Genomic DNA, 19,005 nt, shown 5'->3' with positions numbered 1-19,005 from the left:
CTAAAAGAAAAACCCCGGACAATGATGTCCGGGGTTTCTTGTTTGCTTATGTCGCCAAGGCTTAGCCGTTGGTGAAGTCCGGGTAGGCTTCCATGCCGAGTTCGGACATGTCCAGACCGTTGATCTCGTCTTCTTCGCTGACGCGGATGCCCATGACAGCTTTGAGGATCAGCCAGAGCACCAGCGATGCGACGAAGGTGAAAATGCCGTAGGCTGCGATACCGGTCAGTTGAGCGCCGAGGGTTGCGGAGCCGGAGAATGCGACGGCGATGGTGCCCCAGATGCCTGCGAAGAGGTGAACCGGGATGGCGCCGACGACGTCGTCGATCTTCAGTTTGTCCAGCAGCGGAACAGTGATGACAACGATCACACCACCGACAGCACCGATCAGCAGGGAGCCGAAGAGCGAAGGTGCCAGCGGTTCTGCAGTGATCGACACGAGGCCAGCCAGTGCGCCGTTCAGGATCATGGTCAGGTCCGGCTTTTTGTAGAGGATCTGGGTCAGGATCAGAGCTGCGACTGCGCCAGCTGCTGCGGCCATGTTGGTGTTGGCAAAGATGCGCGATACGTCGGTCACGTCACCCACGGTGCCCATCGCCAGCTGCGAGCCGCCGTTGAAGCCGAACCAGCCGAGCCACAGGATGAATGTACCCAGAGTGGCCAGTGCGAGGTTGGAACCAGGCATCGGGATGGTGCGGCCGTCTTTGTACTTGCCGATACGCGGGCCCAGTACGATGGCACCTGCGAGCGCTGCCCAGCCGCCTACGGAGTGTACGATGGTGGAGCCAGCGAAATCGGAGAAGCCGAGTTCGGACAACCAGCCGCCGCCCCACTGCCAGGAGCCGGAGATCGGGTAAAGGATGCCTGTCAGGACCACAACAAAGGCCAGGAAGGGCCACAGTTTGATGCGTTCTGCCAGAGCACCGGACACGATGGACGCGGTTGCGGCAACAAACATCAGCTGGAAGAAGAAGTCAGAGCCAGCGGAGGCGTAATCCAGAGCGGCGTCAGCAGCGTCCAGACCAACCGGTTCAAGCGACGTGAAGAAGCCGCCGAAGTAGAAGAAACCGTTGAATTCGCTCGGGTACATGATGCCGAAGCCGGTCATCCAGTACATGATGGCCGCGATGGAGAAGAGCGCCATGTTTTTGGTCAGCTGCATGGTTACGTTCTTGGAGCGCACCAGACCGGCTTCGAGCATGGCAAAGCCTGCCGCCATCCAGAACACGAGGAAGCCGCCCACAAGGAACAGCAGCGTGGTCATGATGTACGGGCCAATTTCGTCGAAGCCAGGAGCGGCGGCTTCTTCCTGTGCGAAGCCCAGGCTCGGCAGCGCGATCAGCGCGACGGGCAGGGCAAATTTCGTGAGGGTTTTCATTGTTGTGTATTCCTTCCTTGCGCGCCTTAGATGGCGTCTGCGTCCGTTTCGCCGGTGCGCACGCGAATGGCTTGCTGCACGTCCAGCACAAAGATTTTGCCGTCGCCGATTTTGCCGGTCTGAGCAGTTTTCGTGATGGTTTCGACCACCTGGTCGGCCATGTTGGCGGCAACCACGAGTTCGAGTTTGACCTTCGGTACGAAGTTCACCGCGTATTCCGCGCCGCGGTAGATTTCAGTGTGGCCCGACTGAGAGCCGAAGCCCTTGATTTCAGTGACCATCATGCCGCGAACGCCGATGTCGGTCAGCGCCTCGCGGACCTCCTCCAGCTTGAACGGCTTGATCGTTGCAATAATGAGTTTCACCTTGTTCCCCTTTCCGAGTGCAGAGGTTTCACCCCTGCGGCTTTGCAGGTGCAGAAAAGCCCGCTGGGGTGCTGAAAACGAAGGCTTAGTTAGAATTTCGGCGTCAAAATCGGCGGCAATCGCACAAAAAGTGTGCATAGGTAAATTTTTGCTCAAAAAATAATCTGCTTGGAGACGTTTTTGGGGGCCGCTAACGCTCTACAATGGGGTGGGCATCGGCTAAACTGCGCAAAAATACAGTGGCGAGCAGGGCTGCAGCATGAGTGATTCAGGTAAAAAGAAACCGCCGTTGGTGGCGGAGAAGCGCTATGGCAAGGCGCCTGCAAAAAAGACGGCTACGAAGCGCACGGCCAAAGCCAAAACAAAGGCCAAGACGGCTCCGAAACGACGGAGCGCCCCCAAGCGCAGCGCAAAAAAGCGCAATCCGATCGTCGCGTTCTTTCTGGGCATTATTCGTTGGGTGCTCCGCCTGATCTGGGCTGTTGTCTGGCGTGTCAGCTTTGTGGTGGGAGTCGTGATCGCGCTGGCGGTGAGCTATGTCTACATGTCCCTGCCTGAGGTCGAGGACCTGCTTGATGGCCGCGCTCGGGGATCTGTTACGCTGTTGGACAGGGACGAACGCGTGTTTGCATGGCGCGGGGACCAGTTCGGCGGTGCTGTCACGGCTGATACAGTGTCCAAGCATCTCAAAAACGCTGTGGTGGCGACTGAAGACAAGCGCTTCTATCGCCACTTCGGAGTGAGCCCGCGCGGCGTCGCAAGCGCAGTACGCATCAACCTGCGTGAAGGGCGGGGGCCATTGTCCGGGCATGGCGGTTCTACGATCACGCAACAGACCGCCAAGCTGTTGTGTCTCGGCGTGGAATATGATGCGTCCCAGTGGGACAGTGAGGCGGCTTATGTACAGGACTGCCGGCGCGGTTCATTGTGGCGAAAGGTCAAGGAAGCCATCTATGCCATGGCGATGGAAGTCAAATACACCAAGAACGAAATCCTGTCGGTTTACCTGAACCGGGCCTACATGGGCGGCGGTGCCTATGGCGCAGAAGCCGCGACGCAACGCTATTTCGGCAAGCCGGCTGCCAATGCCAACCCCGCCGAGAGCGCGATGTTGGCCGGATTGCTGACAAAACCATCCACGCTTGCGCCGACCGCCAATCTTGGCCGTTCTCAGGATCGGGCTGCCACCGTTCTGCGTTTGATGAACGAGCAAGGGTATTTGACGGACGAAGAAACACAGTATTGGCAGGACAATCCGGCGATCTTGTCGGAGGCTGCAGAAGAGAATGCGGGCGGGTACTTTGCTGATTGGGTAATGTCGACAGGCCCGGAGTTCTTTACCCGCAACACCACGGAGGACGTTATCCTCAAGACGACGTTTGACGGGCGAATCCAGCAGGCGGCGGAGGACGGGCTTGACTGGGTATTCGAAAACAAGGTGCGGGAAGGATCCAAAGCGCAGGCGGCGATTGTCGTGATGAGCGCTGATGGCGCCGTGCGCGCCATGGTCGGTGGGCGTCAGACGAAGGTTTCCGGCGCGTTCAATCGGGCGGTTCAGGCAAAGCGCCAAACTGGCAGCGCGTTCAAGCCGTTTGTTTATGCCACTGCGCTCGATCTTGGCGGACACTACGACGACCGCGTCGTAGACGAACCCTATTGTCAGAGCATTCCGGGGTCCGGCCAGTGGTGTCCCAAGAATTACACCGGAAAATACTATGGAGACGTGACTCTGACATTCGCGCTTCAGAATTCGCTTAACATTCCGGCGGTGAAAGTATCCGAGAAGGCTGGACGCGAAAAAGTGCGGACGGTGGCTGAAATGTTCGGCATCGAGAGCGATCTTGCAGCGGGGCCTGCGTTGGCTCTGGGGGCATCCGAGAGTTCACTGCTGGAGATGACCGGCGCCTATGCAGGTATCCTGAACGGCGGGTCTTCGGTGACGCCATACGGCCTCGTTGAATTGCGCTTGTTGGGAGACGATGCGCCGCTGATGGGCACAGGGGGCGGTATTGGTGAAAGGGTGATCACCGATGCGGCCGCTCGTGAGCTGATCTGGATGATGGAAAAGGTTGTCAGTGAAGGGACCGGTGGGCGCGCCAAGATCGAGGGCTGGCAGGTCGCGGGCAAGACTGGCACCACGCAGGCTGCGCGGGACGCCTGGTTCATTGGGTTCACGAATGAATATGTGGCCGGTGTCTGGATGGGTTACGACGACAACACACCCCTCACAGGTGTGACCGGTGGTGGTTTACCGGCGGAAATCTGGCGTGAGACCATGACGCGGGTCCATGAAGGCATTGAGCCGCGTCCGCTGCCGGCATTCGTTCCGAAACCACAAAGCCGCGCTCCACAACAGCGTCAACGTCAAGGGCAGGGTATTGAAGGTGTTGTGAACGGTATCTTGCAGGACATTTTCGGCGGCCGATGAGGCCGGATTGATTTTGTGATGCCAATGCGGTGTGTCAAAGTGCTTTCATCGCGATAACGGGAGCTATTTCATGAACAGGTTGATCGGATTGACGGTTGGATTGCTGATGACAGCGCAAGCGGCGCTGTCCAGCGAAGAGAGCAAGACATGGGACGCCTCGCCCGAAGCCAAGCAATTTGTGCAGGATACGATTGTGATAGGAATGCTGGCGTCTCCGTATGGCACCGGTTGGACGGAATACAGCCAATTACATGAGTATTTCGAGCGGTCGAGAGACAACGGCATTACGGGCCACGAAATGACATTGGCGGCGGCGGATATGTCATGGGAGACCTTTCTGGAGCAACACTACCATTTTCGTGCCGCGATGGCGGAGCAACCCGGCAATTTCCTGGTCGTGAATGAAACACGGGACATCGAAGCGGCGCATATTCAAGGCAAGACAGCCGTGATCTGGAACAGTCAGACTGCGACGATTCTCAATGGTGATCTTCAAAAGGTGGCGACGCTGAAGGATATCGGGGTCAAATCGATGATCCTTGCCTATAACGACATTTTCCGCACCGGATCGGGTCAGCTTGCGGCGCAGAATGGCCGCGACATCGGGTTAACTCCATGGGGTCAGAAGGTCATCGATGAAATGGTGCGGTTCGGTATCCTTCTGGACCTAAGCCACACCGGGTCCAAAACCGCAAATGATGCAATGGACTATATGGACGAAAATTATCCCGGCGTTCCCTATGTCTATACGCATTCGATTCCGGCTGGGCTTTATGCAGGAGAAGCAAATGCCACGCCGCTGGGGTGCTATCGCAATATTCCCGACGATGAGGCGATACGGGCCGCAAAGTCCGGTGGCTATGTGGCACCGACGTTTACCGAATGGATGATGGATGGTGTCTGGCCCGAAGATATCTCGCCTAAACAGGCGGCGGATATGATCGATTATTATGTGAAGCTGATTGGGGTGGATCACGTCGGGATCGCTTCGGATGATATGTTCTCCACCAAGTTGGTCGTCGATTTCGCCAAGGCCAATGCGGATATGTACAACGACGGCGGCTACATGATCGACGCGTTCAACAAGGGCGCGACAGGCAACGGCGAGTTGGCCAAGATTCTGGCTGCGATCACCGATGATTTGTGGGCGCGCGGGTATTCAAACGAGGATTTGGCGAAGATTTATGGCGGCAACAAGATGCGTGTTTACGCGCAGGTCTGGGAAGGCAAGCCGCCCGAGGTGTTCCTTCAGGAGTATCCTGAACGGCTCCGCATGCGTCAGGCATTCGAAGGGATGTTCCACTCTCGCTAGATCGAAGCAACGTGAAGGCGCGGCCTGACGGTCGCGAGCTTCACTATTTTTGAGGTCTTATCCTGCGGTCTTAAGGTCCGCGATCAGGCCGTTGATGTCACCTTTGCGCTTGTCGAGCATCGCGCCGATTTCGGCTTTTTCGGACAGACGCAGAGAGATGCCTTCGATAATGAGGTCGAAGAATTTACTCTTTCCGGACTTGTCGCTGACCAGAAAATTCACCTCAAAAGGTGACTGACCGCGCAGGCGGGCGATGGCTTTGACTTCGTGAAAGCTCTTTACCTTGCGCACGCCGGTGACTTCGATCTGACCTCCGACGAACTCGTTGAAGCGTTTGCCATATTTGCGGGCGATGTAACCCTGAAACGCCTTGGTATAAGCGGAGGCCTGACTTCCCGAGAGGCTTCTGGCATCCGGGCCGAGCGCAGACCGGGCTATGATGTTCACGTCCGCATATTTGGCAAATATCTTTTCGAACTCGCGGATCATGGAGTTGAGAGACTTGCCGGATGCGATCACTTTGTTGATGTCGGCAACTGCACGGTCCACCAGTGCTTTGGCCTGAGCATCGGTCAAGGCCAGAGAAGGTGTCGCGAGCGCTGCCAGAGCTGCGGAAGCTGACAAAACAAAACTGCGGCGGGAAAAACTAGAAATCATTATAGGGATCCTCGTAAGGGTCGAAACCGGCACCGTCTTCGGAGTCGTCGCTTTCAATCCCAAGTTCGAAGCGGCGATTCTGCAAATAAATTATACGTGCCTGCGCATAGCTGTCAGCGCTTTCGTAAAGCAGGCTGTCGACCGTATCCTGATAATCATAGCGATCACCCATGGCGTTGATCACATAAGCCGTGGGGCTGAGATAACTTGTGGGTTCCGAGAGAACGACAAAAAACGGGTCAAAGACAATGTCCACCAGCAGGCCAACCGTGTCGCGGGATGTAGACGGGCCAAGGAAAGGCAGTTCGACGTAGGCGCCTTCCTGTGCGCCCCATACATGAAGGGTTTCGCCAAAATCGGTGTCGTGACGCTTCATCCCGAAAAGAGAAGCGACATCAACAAAACCGCCAAACCCGACAACGGTGTTGATAACAAACCGCGCCGCGCTGTTGCCCGCCCCCCCCAGTTTACCCTGAAGTGTGTTGTTGATCACGTCGTTGGGCAACGAAAGGTGATCGCTGAAGTCGCCGACACGATCCCGGATTTCAGGGGGAATGACGGTGCCGTAGCCGGTGGAGGCAGGTGATAGAAGCACCCGATCAACGACCTTGTTGAACTCGTGAGTGCCGCGATTGTTCTCTTCGTGGGGGTCATAAATCAGGCCGCGGCTCACGCCGTTTGAAGACCCGCAAGCTGCCAGAAACAGGGCCGCACACAAAGGCACGGTCCGGAAAATCGTTCCAAAACTGAGCTTAAGCCGAGATGACACCGTACAATTTCTCAATTAGTAACCACTTGAGGGACATTTAGTAGATCAAATCATGGACCAAAATGGCGGACAGCGAATCTGTCGCGATTGTGGCCGATTAGAAACAGTAAGACCCGTTTGGAAGGGATTGCCACAAATTTGTGGTCACTCAAAATGGGGGAATTGCAGGATTGACGAATGAACGCGAGATCGCCGCATAACGGATTGGAAGAGCTTCGGGCCGCACGAGCGGAGAGTCGATCGCTATATTGGGCGGTCGGGATATTCAGCGTTTTTGTGAACCTGCTCATGCTCACGGGCCCGCTTTTCATGTTGCAGGTTTACGACCGAGTGCTGGGCAGCCAGTCGGAAGAGACGTTGTTCGCGATGGCTTTATTGGCGACGTTCCTTTTTGCGATGATGGGTGTTTTGGATTTTGTGCGTGGTCGCGTGATGGCGCGGGTCGGAGCGCGGTTCCAGTCGCGCATGGACCGCCGCGTTTTTGACGCGGCAATGCGCCGGTCCGCGTTGGGTAAGTCGCAGAATGCCGAAACTGGTCTTTCTGATTTGGAATCTGTTCAGCGTCTCATGACATCGCCGGTTTTGATGAGCATATTCGACATACCTTGGACACCTATTTTTCTGATCGGCATTGCGATCTTCCATCCTTGGTTGGGGATGCTGGCCGTGGTTGGCGGCGGCGTGCTGATTGCAGCGACGGTCATCAATCAGTTTTCGACGCGGCGGGTTTCGGAAGAAATGCTTATTTCCGGACATACCGCAAATCGCATGTCGTCGCAGATGCAGACCGAGGCCGAGATGATCGTTGCTCTTGGTATGAGGACTGCGGCATTTGACCGTTGGGAAAAAGCGCGGGACCGCTCGCTCATGGCCACGCTCAAGGCGTCGGATCGGGGAGGCGGATTTTCATCCGTCACCAAAACCTTCCGGCTCTTTTTACAGTCAGCGATGCTCGGTTTGGGGGCGTATCTGGCGTTGCGGGGCGAAGTCAGTCCCGGTGCAATGATTGCCGGGTCGATCCTTCTGGGCCGCGCTTTGGCACCGGTGGAGCAGGCCGTGAACCAGTGGCAGGTTGTGCAGGCAGCAAGACGCGGATGGAACAATCTGGCAGATTTGCTGAGCGAAGTTCCCCCAGAGCCACAGCGGACAAAGTTGCCCGTTCCGGCCGCAAAGCTGGAGGTGCAGCAGCTTACAGTGTTGCCGCCGGGGGAATCTCAGGCGACCTTGCGCATGGTCAGTTTCGAGATCCAGCCGGGACAAGCGGTTGGCGTCATTGGTGCATCGGGTGCAGGTAAATCGACGCTGGCGCGGGCATTGACCGGCGTTTGGCGGGCAGCGGGCGGTAAAGTGCGGCTAGATGGGGCGGCGCTTGAACAATACGACCCTGCGGAACTTGGCAAATACATTGGCTACTTGCCGCAGCGGGTTGAACTGTTTGATGGCACTATCGCGGAAAACATTGCCCGACTGGCAGAGATGCCCGATCCGGAGATGGTTGTCGCAGCTGCCCGTAAGGCAGACGCCCACGATATGATCCTGAAGTTGCCCAACGGGTACGATACACAGGTATCTGCTCATGGTGGACGCCTGTCCGGTGGCCAGATTCAGCGCATTGGCCTCGCGCGCGCCATGTACGGCAATCCTGCGTTTATGGTTCTCGATGAACCCAACTCGAACCTCGACAACGAAGGATCGAATGCCCTCAACAAGGCCATCAGAGCCGCCAAGAAGGAGGGGCGTAGCGTTTTGATTATGGCGCACCGGCCGGCGGCGATTAAGGAATGTGACCTTTTGCTCATGTTGGAGAACGGTGGGCGTCGGGCATTCGGTCCGCGCGATGAAGTGATGAAAGACGTGCTGAAAAACTACCAAGATGTGCAGTCCAGCGCGGGTCCGGGAGGTGTGCAATGACGACGCCAGAGAAAAGCCGTCAGGAGTTTTCGGTGCGCAGGCAGCTCGTTATCGGGTTGTTGACGCTCGGAGTATTGTTGGGCGGATTTGGGATATGGTCTGTAAGCACAGAAATCTCAGGCGCAATCATTGCCTCGGGGCGCGTCGAAGTCGACCGTAACCGGCAGGTGGTCCAACACATCGACGGCGGCATTGTGACCCAACTGGACGTCGAGGAAGGCGATGTGGTGCAGGCTGATCAGCTTTTGATCCGATTGGACGACACACTTCTGAAGTCTGACCTGTCGGTTGTTGAGGGGCAGCTTTGGGAAATGATGGCGCGCCGCGGGCGTTTGGAGGCGGAGCGCGACGGGTTGGACGAGATTTTCTTTGAGCCGGACCTTTTGGCGGCCACAATGGACGACCCTGATGTTGCCGGTATCGTGAATGGACAACGCAATCTGTTTCAGGCGCGGCGTGACACTGTCGCTCGGGCCAACGAGCAGCTCGACAAACAGGTGGTTCAGATCCGCAACCAAATCGAGGGTATTGATGCGCAAACAGAAGCACTCAGTGTTCAGTTGGGCTTGATCCAGGACGAACTTGCTGATCAGCAGCAGCTGCTCGACAAAGGTTTGGCGCAGGCTACGCGCGTGCTGGCGTTACAGAGAGAAGAGGCTGGTTTGTCCGGACGTGTGGGCGAATTGACAGCGACACGCGCGCAGGCAGAAGGCCGAATAACCGAGATCGATATCGAAAAGCTGAAACTCGACACCTCGCGTCGCGAGGAGGCGATCACGACGCTGCGCGACCTTCGATATCGTGAGCTGGAGTTGATCGAAAAGCGGCAAAACCTGTTGTCGCGCTTGAACCGATTGGACATCCGCGCGCCGGTGGCGGGCGTCGTCTACGGATTGCAGGTGTTCGCTCTGCAGTCGGTCATTCGTCCCGCCGATCCAGTGCTTTTTGTCGTGCCGCAGGACAGACCGTTGGTTGTTGCGGCTCAGGTGCCGACAATTCATGTGGATCAGGTTTATCCGGGACAGGATGTGAACTTGCGCTTTTCGGCCTTTGATCAGCGAACGACGCCGGAACTGGTGGGGCGCGTAACCAAGATTTCTGCGGATGCGTTTCAGGATGACGCGACGGGGGTCGCCTATTACCGGGCAGAAATCGAACTCGCAGAAGGTGAGGAATCCAAGCTTCCGACTGATGTTGCTTTGATCCCGGGGATGCCGGTGGATGCCTTCTTGCGCACTCAGGACCGCACGCCGCTCGCGTATTTGGTGAAACCGCTTTCTGACTACTTTGTGAAAGCTTTCCGCGAGAGCTGATCCGCCGCCGATTTGCGCTTCCCAAATGCGCCGTGCGGCAGTAGCGTCGCGGCAAATACCGCAATGGGAGCGAAAGTCATGAGCGACATCGAAACACGTCTTGCCGAACTGGGTGTAACCCTGCCTGATGTGGCAGCACCGGCAGCCAACTATGTGCCCTTTGTTCAGGTTGGCGACATTGTTTATGTCTCCGGCAACATCTCGCAGAATGCAGACGGTCTTATCCTTGGCAAACTTGGGCAGGACATGGAGACGGAAGCCGGTGCAGAGGCGGCCAAAACCTGTGCGATTGGACTTCTTGCGGCCGTTAAGGCTGCGTGTGGTGGCGATCTGGACCGTCTTGTGCGCGTGGTGAAGCTGACCGGCTTTGTGAATTCGACAGGTGACTACACCGACCAGCCAAAAGTTATCAACGGGGCATCGGATTTCCTCGTTGAAGCGTTGGGTGAAAAAGGGCGTCACTCGCGGTCTGCCGTTTCTGCCGGCGCCCTGCCGCTGGGCGTGGCCGTCGAGATCGAAGGTATCTTCCAGATCAAATAAGGGGGCCATCATGCCCAAACTGGACCCTCGTTTTGTGAGCACGCCTTTGGCGCATCGGGCATTGCATGATGTGAAGGACGGGCGTCCAGAAAACAGCCGCGCGGCAATCCGCGCGGCGATTGACCATGGTTATGGCATCGAGATCGATCTGCAACTGTCGGCGGATGGCGTGGCCATGGTGTTTCACGATTATCAATTGGAGCGCCTTGCCGAAGCGAAGGGCGCGGTCCGGCAGCGGACTGCTGCGGAGCTCGGCGACATTCCTCTGAAGGGAGGGGATGAAGGCATCCCAACCTTTGCCGAAGTGCTCGATCTGGTGGCAGGCCGAGTGCCTTTGCTGGTGGAGATAAAAGACCAAGACGGTGTTATGGGCCCGAACGTTGGAGTGCTGGAAGAAGCCGCTGCACGAGACGTGGAAGGGTATAATGGCCCATTGGCGTTCATGTCGTTCAACCCGCACAGCGTGGCCAAACTGGCGGAGTATTCGCCGGACGTGCCGCGCGGGATCGTGACGGATGGTTACTCTGCCGAGGACTGGTTGTTGCTCAAGCCGGAGACGCGCGAAAAGCTGAGAGGCGTGCAAGACTATGAACGAGTCGGTGCCTGCTTCATCAGTCATCAGGTCAGTGATTTGGGGCGTGATCGGGTTGCTGAGTTGAAAGCCTCAGGCGCGCATGTGTTCACTTGGACAATCCGGTCGCCCGAGCAGGAGGCACAAGCACGTGAGGTTGCGGAAAACGTGACCTTCGAGGGCTACCTTGCGGAAATTCCGGCCGCGTGACCCATCCGGGCGCTTGAAGCCCGCGTATGACTTGCCAGATAGTGTTAGGGCAGGGAGGCGCATATGGACGGCGGACAGATCGAAATCGAGTTGCACACGTCGTTGGAGTCGATCCCGCGCGAGATGTGGGACGCCTGCGCCTGTCCGGAAGTCGCTGAAGGTGGGCGCCCGAACGATCCCTTTACGACACACCGATTTCTATCTGCACTGGAAGAGAGCGGGTCGGTGGGACCGGGTACAGGCTGGCAGCCGCGGTATTTGACAGCCAAAACCGAAGGGCATCTGATTGCGGTTGCGCCGCTTTATGCCAAAAGCCATTCGCAGGGCGAATATGTGTTCGACCATAACTGGGCACATGCATACGAGAACGCAGGGGGCCGGTACTACCCGAAACTGCAGGTCGCGGTGCCGTTTTCTCCCGTTACCGGTCGACGTTTTCTGACGCGACCCGGTTTTGAAGCCGCCGGACAGGCGGCGCTTGTTCAGGGCTTGGTGCAGGTCGGCGCCGACAACGAGTTGTCCGGAGCGCATATCACGTTTTGTACCCCGCAAGAGGCTGAAGCGGGTCGTGAGATGGGGCTATTGCACCGAACGGGACAACAATTTCACTGGGTCAACGACAGTTACGGTGGCTTTGACGATTTTCTGGCGGCCTTGAGTTCCAGAAAGCGCAAAAATATCCGCAAGGAGCGGAAGCAGGCGCAAGCGTTTGGCGGCGAGATCGTGTCGGTAAGCGGGGACGATATAAAACCCGAGCACTGGGACGCAATGTGGAGGTTTTATCAGGACACTGGTGCGCGCAAATGGGGGTCGCCGTACCTGAAACGAGCATTTTTCGACATCGCACACCAAACACTTCGGGACGATATCCTTCTGGTTTTTGCGGTCCGTGAAGAGATGCCGGTGGCGGGTGCAATGAACGTGATTGGGCGAGAAACGCTGTTTGGGCGGTACTGGGGCTGCGTCGAGCATCATCCGTGCTTGCATTTCGAATTGTGCTATTATCAGGCGATAGATTTCGCCATTGCCAACGGCTTGGCAACGGTAGAGGCGGGCGCGCAGGGCGAGCACAAGCTGGCGAGGGGGTACCTGCCGGTGGAGACGCACTCCCTTCACTGGATTCGGGATCCGGGTTTCCGTGACGCCGTCGGCAATTATTTGGACGCGGAACGCAAGGCTGTCAGTGAGGAAATCGAGGTTCTGACCAGCTGGGGGCCGTTCCGCAATGAACCGCAGGAGGATCACGAATGACAGAAGTGCTGAGCGATGCTGCGCGGGACGCGGTGCTGGGACCGTTGTTCGCGAGCGGCTGGAACATGGTTGAAGGGCGCGATGCGATCAAAAAAACCTTTGAGTTTGCCAATTTCATCGAGGCTTTTGGCTGGATGACTCAGGCTGCGATCTGGGCGGAGAAATGGAACCATCACCCAGAATGGTCTAACGTGTACAAAACCGTGGATGTGGTGTTGAGCACCCATGACGTGGGCGGTCTGTCGGCGCTGGACGCGAAACTCGCGCGAAAGATGGACGTGCTGGCGGGACAAGGTTAGGTGCGCGGAAACCGCGCACCCTTGATGTTTTAAAGCGCGTCCAGAATGGTTTCGCCAGCGGTGAAATTGCAGACGCCGCGTTCTTCTTCTTCGTTGAGCAGATCGACAACACCGTCCGTCACAATGGCAGCGAAGCGGCGGGTGCGATTGACAAAGCCCACGGGCGGGGCTGAAAAGTCGAGCCCCATGGCCACAGTCAATGTGCCATCCGGATCACTGAGCATGGTTACACCTGCCTCGGTTGCGCCGGTGGATTTGTCCCAGGCGTCCATCACCCAGGGATCGTTGACAGACATACAGATCACCTCGTCGATGCCTTTGGCCTTGAGCGCGTCCGCGGTGCGCATGAAGCTGGGCAAATGCGCTGCGGAACAGGTTGCGGTGAAGGCACCTGGCAGGCCGAAGAGCACAATTTTGCGCCCTTTTGTGAGGCTGTCGAGCGCCACCGGCTCGGGGCCGGCTTCGCCAAGTTTCATCAGAGTGCCCGAAGGCAGGGTGTCACCGGATTTTATCGTCATCGAAGCGGTCTCTTTGTTTGCGTTTCCTGTCTTGGGCGATATAGGCTCGCGGGCGGTCAGCGCAAATGATTTCGAGGGAGAGTGACGTGACGCACGTGGTTGTGATTGGTGCCGGGCAAGCCGGGTCGTCTTGTGTCGCAAAATTGCGCAACGGAGGGTTCGAGGGAGACGTTACACTGATTGGAGCGGAACCAGTGCCGCCGTATCAACGCCCCCCTCTTTCCAAGAAGTATCTTTTGGGAGAAATGGAGCTTGAGAGGCTGTTCCTGCGCCCGGAGAGTTTTTATGCGGAGCAGAACATAAAGTTGCGTACAGGCACCAAGGTGACCGGTATTGATTCTGTTTCGAAAACGGTGAGCATAGGCGCCGAAACGCTGCGATATGACCATCTGGTACTGACCACCGGCTCAGAGCCGCGACGATTGCCTGCGGCCATTGGTGGCGATCTTGAGGGTGTCTTTCTGGTCCGCGATCTCGCGGATGCGGATGCGATGGCGCCGGAGTTTGAAGAAGGCAGCCGCGTGTTGATTGTCGGTGGCGGTTACATTGGGCTTGAGGCCGCAGCGGTGGCTGCATCGAAGGGTCTGAAAGTAACTCTGGTTGAGATGGCCGACCGCATCCTGCAACGCGTGGCCGCGCCGGAGACCAGCGACTACTTCCGCGATTTGCACACGTCCCACGGAGTGGAGATTGTCGAGGGTGTCGGGCTGGAACGGCTCACCGGTGAAGGGCATGTTTCCGGGGCTGTTTTGACCGACGGACGGGAGCTGGACGTTGATTTTGTGATTGTCGGCGTTGGAATTTCACCTGCCACGGCGCTTGCGGAACTGGCGGGTGTGACGTTGGACAACGGCATCGCAACAGATGCAGGTGGACAGACATCAGACCCCGCGATCTGGGCAGCCGGTGACTGTACCTCCTTCCCCTATCGCGGCGGGCGGATTCGACTTGAAAGTGTACCGAACGCGATCGATCAGGCCGAGGTAGTCGCAGAGAATATCATGGGCGCTGGCAAAGAGTACGTGGCCAAGCCTTGGTTCTGGTCTGACCAGTTCGATGTAAAACTGCAAATCGCGGGGCTGAACGCTGGGTACGACAGTGTCGTGCGACGTGAAGGGGAGGGCGGCTCCGTGTCGTTCTGGTATTATGGCGGCGAAGAACTTTTGGCGGTTGATGCGATGAACGCGCCTCGAGATTACATGATCGGTAAGCGTTTGATTGAAGGTGGTAAGTCGCCGTCTCCTGCGGTTATTTCCGATCCCGAGACAGACATGAAAGCGCTGATGCGCATGTAAGGAGCCGCAATGCGGATCATCGCAGGAGAATATCGCGGGATCGCTCTTGCCAGTGTCGGTAAGGGCGACGCGGGTGCTCACCTGCGTCCCACCACAGATCGGGTGCGCGAAAGCCTGTTCAATGTTTTGCAGGGTGGGAAATTTGGTGATCCTATTGAGGGCGCGCGTGTGTTGGACCTGTTCGCCGGTACGGGCGCCTTGGGTCTTGAAGCTTTGTCACGCGGTGCGGAACATGTGTGTTTTGTTGATGACGGGCGGAAATCAGGCCAGCTGATCCGGGAAAATGTCCGGATTACTCGCGCCAAAGGTTGCACGCGGCTGATCACCACAGATGCGACAAGGCTGCCCGCAAATTCTGATGCTCCTTTTGATCTGGTGTTTCTTGACCCGCCTTACGGGAAAGCACTTGGCAATAGGGCGCTAGACGCGGCGGCGAAAGGTGGTTGGTTGGCAGAGAATGCTCTGATCGTCTGGGAAGAAAGCAGCCCGCAGCAGGCTCCGATCGGGTTTTCGCTGCTAGACCATCGTCGCTATGGCGATACGCACGTGACCTTTCTGGAGGCTGAAAGGTGACACCGCGGCTGGCCGTTTTTGACTGTGACGGTGTGCTTGTGGATAGCGAAGGACCTGTGAATGAACTGCTCGCAGCAAGCCTGACGCATTACGGGCTGCCCACAACAGTGGAGGAATGCGAGAACCAGTTTGTAGGAGGGGCGATGCCAAGTGTTTTCCGGGAAGCGCGGAGGCGAGGGGCAGATCTTCCAGATAACTGGTTAGACGAGATATATTCCAAGATGTTCGAGCGTCTATCTCAGGGCGTGGACCTGATAGACGGCGCAATGGATGTGATCAACGCGTTGGAAGCGAAAGGCGTGCCGGTCTGGATCGCTTCCAACGGACCGATGCAGAAGATGCGCCTTACACTGGGGCCGCATGGGCTTTGGGAACGGTTGTGCGGGCGCATTTTGTCGCGCGAACACTTTGCGGCGAAACCCGCTCCGGACATGATTGAACATGCTATCAGACAAAGCGCAGTCGAAACGGGCCAAGCAGTGATGATCGACGATAGCGAAAGCGGCTGTTTGGCTGGTGTGCGTGCGGGAGTGCGAACATTGGGTTTTGCTCAAAGAGGGCAGGCTGACGCCCTGCGTCTGGTTGGGGCCGAACCTGTAAAAGACATGCGGGAGGTTGCCGTCAGATTTGGTCTGTCAATTTAGAGTCATTTCGTCCGAGTAATTCGCAGGACACTTAAAACTGGAAGGGCTTCATTATAGAAGCACTAACCGTATGTTCGTATGGGTTCGCTTTGAAAGAATCTCCGGAGCGCCCCCCGCCATGACTGCGAACTTAGATGGCATCATTTTTCACCAGATCATGCCCGACAATACCGGCGGCCCAGAGTTTGATACGGATGGCGACGGCGTTACCGAAATGGAAGACGAGTTCGTGTCCTTCCAAAACGCAAGTGGTCAACCGATTGACATTTCGGGGTGGCAGGTGTGGTCGATTTCTGCGGGCGCCGGGGCTCCGGTACAAGCCCAAACGGGGTTGGTTCATGAATTTGAGGAAGGGACCATTCTCGCGCCAGGAGAGCCTCTTTGGGTCGTAACTGAACTTAGTGAAGATCGTCATTGGGCCACCGAAGCCAGCGAGGGTGGAGATGGGAAAAACCTTCTAACGGAAGGCGACCATCAGTCGAATACGAACGAGTCGATTTGTTTGGTGAACCCGGATACGGGCGAGTACATAGTCTTCAACATGGGTGGCAATACGCCAAACTATGAAGTGTATTCCGGCTTTCCCGGCGACAACATGACCGGTGTGATTGACGGTGAAAGCGTCAAGGATGATGCCAATGCAGGCTATTCCTATCAGTACGATGCTGCCCTTGGTGAGTATGTCTATAAGGAAGCCTGGATTCCCTGTTTTGCGGGCGGCACCCATATTGACACGCCGACAGGTTGGCGTGCGGTAGAGGATTTGCAGAAGGGTGATCTTGTGATGACCCGGGACCGAGGCCCGCAACCTGTGATCCTGCTGCGGAAACGGTCCGTCCAGTTCGACACTGAAAAATCCCGTGAACAGGCCCCTGTGGAGTTCAAGACAGGTAGTCTTGGACCTGGATTGCCCTTGCGCCCGTTGTTGGTATCGCCACAGCACAGAATGCTGATGGTAGATCAACGTGGGCGGGAGGTTCTGGCGCCTGCGGTGGGATTGACCGAACGGTGCAAGGTCCGTCGCAAGATCGGCATGAAGCAGGTGTCCTATTTCCACATTCTGTTGGATCACCATGCCATTGTCATGGCTGAGGGTGTCTCTGCCGAGAGCCTCTTTGCATCCGACGAGGTGATACGTGGCCTGTCGGTCAAAGATCGCGAAGCGATCGCAGACAGCTATCCGGTCAACGGCCCGCTTCCGCTTCCTGCGCGCACATTGCTGTCAGTCGAAGAAGTACGTCGCGCCCGCGACTGGCAATTGCGCCCTGAGGGGTTTGTCATCAACCCCGCCGAAGCACCAGCTGTCGCTTAACCGTAAGTCGGGTGGAACTTGCCGCTGGGTGACAGCGTGAAGATTTCGAAACCGTCAGCGGTCACACCGATGGAATGCTCGAATTGCGCTGACAGGGATTTGTCACGCGTGACGGCCGTCCAGTCGTCAGACAACACTTTGGTTTCCGGTCGGCCAAGGTTGATCATTGGCTCGATGGTGAAGAACATGCCCTCTTCCAGAACCGCGCCGGTTCCCGGGCGGCCGTAGTGCAGCACGTTGGGCGGGCTGTGGAACACCTGTCCAAGGCCGTGTCCGCAGAAGTCACGCACAACGGACATGCGGTGACCTTCTGCATAGGTTTGGATCGCGTGCCCGATGTCGCCGAAAGTGTTGCCAGGTTTGACGGCTTCGATGCCTTTCATCAAGCTGTCGTGGGTCACCTGAATGAGGCGCTCGGCCTTTCGGTTCAGCTTGCCTGCGACGTACATGCGGCTGCTATCGCCAAACCAGCCATCCACAATCACTGTCACATCGATGTTCAGGATGTCGCCATCCTTGAGTTTCTTATCACCGGGAATGCCATGACAGACGACGTGGTTCACCGAAATACAGCTGGCATGTTCATAGCCGCGGTAGCCGATGGTGGCGGATTTCGCGCCAGCCTCATTGACCTTGGCTTCGATGAGGCGGTCGATCTCTCCGGTGGTTTGACCCGGAAAAACATGTTCGGCGATCTCATCCAGAATGCGCGCAGTCAGGGCGCCGGCGGTGTACATACCGGCGGAATCCGAAGGGTCGTGGATGCGGATGCCTTCCTTGGTCTGGCGGGCCTTGCCGATCATGCTGTCTTGCTCCGAGAATAGCTGAGTCTGAGGCTATTTAAGCGCTATTGGTGCAAAGAACCAGAGGGGGCGGATTTTTGAAAGTTTTCCTGTCTCTTACGACCTGCGGTCATGGCTTGCGACTGAATGGCAGCACGGCGCCGACCTCAATCGCTTCAGGTGTGATTTTGCAGCCGATCGCCATTACTTCGACACCGGCAGCGGTGGCGGCATCAAACGCCGCGGCATATTTGGGGTCTATGTCCTCGGCCAGAGTGACTCTCTCTGCATCCGTGCGTTGCACCAGATAAAGCATCATGGCGCGATGCCCCTCGGACACCATGTTTTGCAATTCGGCCAGATGCTTGGCGCCACGGGCAGTCACGCTATCAGGAAACTCGGCGAGGCCGCCCTGTCGTGACAGTGTTACGGATTTCACTTCGACATAGAGATCGGGTTTGTTGTCGTCCGTGAGCAAGAAATCAATTCTGCTGTTCTCGCCGTATTTCACTTCCGGGCGCACCTCGGGATAGTCGGCAAGGGCGGCGACGCGTCGAGACATTAGAGCAGACTTTAGTGCCCTGTTCGGAACAGACGTGTCCACGCCGGTGAAATGTCCGTTTTCATGGTCCACCAGACGCCAGCCAAACTTGAGCTTTTTCTTCGGGTCGTTGTTTGGCTCCAACCAGATTTTCATTCCCGGTTCCGCAAGTCCCATCATGCTCCCCGGATTGGCACAGTGTGCCGTGATTTCACTGCCGTCTTCCAGACGTGCGTCGGCGAGGAAGCGTTTGTAGCGGCGGATCAGCACGGCGGGCACGAGAGGGGTGGAAAATCGCATGGTCTCAGACGTATAGATGACCGTATCCTCTGGCAA

Annotated in this window: 19 protein-coding genes; 12 read left to right on the top strand and 7 right to left on the bottom strand. The window is 57.1% G+C overall.

What is annotated here, in order from left to right; all coding sequences use genetic code 11:
• Nucleotides 1–61 precede the first annotated feature (61 nt).
• Both amt and BXY66_RS12545 read right to left on the bottom strand, forming a co-directional pair.
• Entirely contained in the window at nucleotides 62–1,378 is a 1,317-nt protein-coding gene (amt, locus tag BXY66_RS12550) for an ammonium transporter (protein ID WP_132860588.1), read from the bottom strand.
• A 26-nt stretch (nucleotides 1,379–1,404) separates the two neighbouring features.
• Nucleotides 1,405–1,743, bottom strand: a complete 339-nt coding sequence (locus BXY66_RS12545) for a P-II family nitrogen regulator (protein WP_058238401.1) — start codon at nucleotides 1,741–1,743, stop codon at nucleotides 1,405–1,407.
• 259 nt (nucleotides 1,744–2,002) lie between these two features.
• Between BXY66_RS12545 and BXY66_RS12540 the strand changes: the two genes are divergently transcribed.
• Together BXY66_RS12540 and BXY66_RS12535 are read left to right on the top strand one after the other, a co-directional pair.
• Nucleotides 2,003–4,171 (top strand): transglycosylase domain-containing protein, encoded by a 2,169-nt coding sequence (locus BXY66_RS12540; protein WP_132860587.1) that lies wholly within the window; start codon nucleotides 2,003–2,005, stop codon nucleotides 4,169–4,171.
• Between the two features lie 70 nt (nucleotides 4,172–4,241).
• The gene (locus tag BXY66_RS12535; RefSeq protein ID WP_132860586.1) at nucleotides 4,242–5,483 is read left to right on the top strand and encodes a membrane dipeptidase; all 1,242 of its coding nucleotides are present in this window, start codon (nucleotides 4,242–4,244) and stop codon (nucleotides 5,481–5,483) included.
• A gap of 57 nt (nucleotides 5,484–5,540) precedes the next feature.
• On the opposite strand, the gene BXY66_RS12530 is transcribed toward BXY66_RS12535, so the two are convergent.
• The gene (locus tag BXY66_RS12530) at nucleotides 5,541–6,140 is read right to left on the bottom strand and encodes an MlaC/ttg2D family ABC transporter substrate-binding protein (RefSeq protein ID WP_132860585.1); all 600 of its coding nucleotides are present in this window, start codon (nucleotides 6,138–6,140) and stop codon (nucleotides 5,541–5,543) included.
• The gene (locus BXY66_RS12525) at nucleotides 6,130–6,909 is read right to left on the bottom strand and encodes an MlaA family lipoprotein (protein ID WP_243694377.1); all 780 of its coding nucleotides are present in this window, start codon (nucleotides 6,907–6,909) and stop codon (nucleotides 6,130–6,132) included. Before BXY66_RS12525 ends, BXY66_RS12530 begins: the two co-directional genes overlap by 11 nt.
• A 177-nt stretch (nucleotides 6,910–7,086) precedes the next feature.
• On the opposite strand from BXY66_RS12525, the gene BXY66_RS12520 reads away from it, so the two are divergent.
• The 6 genes from BXY66_RS12520 to BXY66_RS12495 all read left to right on the top strand — a co-directional run bounded on the left by BXY66_RS12520 (nucleotide 7,087) and on the right by BXY66_RS12495 (nucleotide 13,004).
• Nucleotides 7,087–8,820, top strand: a complete 1,734-nt coding sequence (locus tag BXY66_RS12520) for a type I secretion system permease/ATPase (RefSeq protein ID WP_132860584.1) — start codon at nucleotides 7,087–7,089, stop codon at nucleotides 8,818–8,820.
• Nucleotides 8,817–10,133 carry an HlyD family type I secretion periplasmic adaptor subunit gene (locus BXY66_RS12515; protein ID WP_132860583.1) on the top strand — a complete coding sequence of 439 codons (1,317 nt, stop codon included), beginning with the start codon at nucleotides 8,817–8,819 and terminating at the stop codon, nucleotides 10,131–10,133. Before BXY66_RS12520 ends, BXY66_RS12515 begins: the two co-directional genes overlap by 4 nt.
• Nucleotides 10,134–10,211: 78 nt before the next feature.
• Nucleotides 10,212–10,673 carry a RidA family protein gene (locus tag BXY66_RS12510; RefSeq protein WP_132860582.1) on the top strand — a complete coding sequence of 154 codons (462 nt, stop codon included), beginning with the start codon at nucleotides 10,212–10,214 and terminating at the stop codon, nucleotides 10,671–10,673.
• Nucleotides 10,674–10,680: 7 nt separating this feature from the next.
• Complete coding sequence (locus BXY66_RS12505) at nucleotides 10,681–11,454, top strand: glycerophosphodiester phosphodiesterase family protein (protein ID WP_425057070.1); 774 nt, start codon at nucleotides 10,681–10,683, stop codon at nucleotides 11,452–11,454.
• 63 nt (nucleotides 11,455–11,517) lie between these two features.
• Entirely contained in the window at nucleotides 11,518–12,705 is a 1,188-nt protein-coding gene (locus tag BXY66_RS12500; RefSeq protein ID WP_132860580.1) for a GNAT family N-acetyltransferase, read from the top strand.
• Complete coding sequence (locus BXY66_RS12495) at nucleotides 12,702–13,004, top strand: 4a-hydroxytetrahydrobiopterin dehydratase (RefSeq protein WP_132860579.1); 303 nt, start codon at nucleotides 12,702–12,704, stop codon at nucleotides 13,002–13,004. Before BXY66_RS12500 ends, BXY66_RS12495 begins: the two co-directional genes overlap by 4 nt.
• Before the next feature lie 29 nt (nucleotides 13,005–13,033).
• Here BXY66_RS12495 and BXY66_RS12490 read toward each other — a convergent pair whose 3' ends face one another.
• Nucleotides 13,034–13,522 carry a peroxiredoxin gene (locus BXY66_RS12490; RefSeq protein WP_132860578.1) on the bottom strand — a complete coding sequence of 163 codons (489 nt, stop codon included), beginning with the start codon at nucleotides 13,520–13,522 and terminating at the stop codon, nucleotides 13,034–13,036.
• Nucleotides 13,523–13,608: 86 nt separating this feature from the next.
• Between BXY66_RS12490 and BXY66_RS12485 the strand changes: the two genes are divergently transcribed.
• From BXY66_RS12485 to BXY66_RS12470, 4 genes are all read left to right on the top strand, one after another.
• The gene (locus BXY66_RS12485) at nucleotides 13,609–14,817 is read left to right on the top strand and encodes an NAD(P)/FAD-dependent oxidoreductase (protein WP_132860577.1); all 1,209 of its coding nucleotides are present in this window, start codon (nucleotides 13,609–13,611) and stop codon (nucleotides 14,815–14,817) included.
• A gap of 9 nt (nucleotides 14,818–14,826) precedes the next feature.
• Nucleotides 14,827–15,390, top strand: coding sequence for a 16S rRNA (guanine(966)-N(2))-methyltransferase RsmD (rsmD, locus tag BXY66_RS12480; protein ID WP_132860576.1), 564 nt, complete (start codon nucleotides 14,827–14,829; stop codon nucleotides 15,388–15,390).
• Nucleotides 15,387–16,034 carry an HAD family hydrolase gene (locus tag BXY66_RS12475; protein WP_132860575.1) on the top strand — a complete coding sequence of 216 codons (648 nt, stop codon included), beginning with the start codon at nucleotides 15,387–15,389 and terminating at the stop codon, nucleotides 16,032–16,034. The genes rsmD and BXY66_RS12475 overlap by 4 nt, the downstream gene beginning before the upstream one ends.
• Before the next feature lie 118 nt (nucleotides 16,035–16,152).
• A complete protein-coding gene (locus tag BXY66_RS12470; RefSeq protein WP_165929176.1) occupies nucleotides 16,153–17,346 on the top strand; it encodes a Hint domain-containing protein in 1,194 nt (397 codons plus the stop codon).
• Here the strand turns inward: BXY66_RS12470 and map are convergent.
• Entirely contained in the window at nucleotides 17,343–18,149 is an 807-nt protein-coding gene (gene map, locus BXY66_RS12465) for a type I methionyl aminopeptidase (protein ID WP_132860573.1), read from the bottom strand. The two genes, BXY66_RS12470 and map, sit on opposite strands and share 4 nt — an antisense overlap.
• A gap of 109 nt (nucleotides 18,150–18,258) precedes the next feature.
• Nucleotides 18,259–18,969 carry a DNA/RNA nuclease SfsA gene (sfsA, locus tag BXY66_RS12460; protein ID WP_132860572.1) on the bottom strand — a complete coding sequence of 237 codons (711 nt, stop codon included), beginning with the start codon at nucleotides 18,967–18,969 and terminating at the stop codon, nucleotides 18,259–18,261.
• Between the last annotated feature and the right edge of the window lie 36 nt (nucleotides 18,970–19,005).

The organism is Shimia isoporae (assembly GCF_004346865.1).
Lineage (GTDB): Bacteria > Pseudomonadota > Alphaproteobacteria > Rhodobacterales > Rhodobacteraceae > Shimia > Shimia isoporae.
Note: the sequence above shows the minus strand (reverse complement) of the source record. Positions and strands in the feature narration are given on the sequence as shown.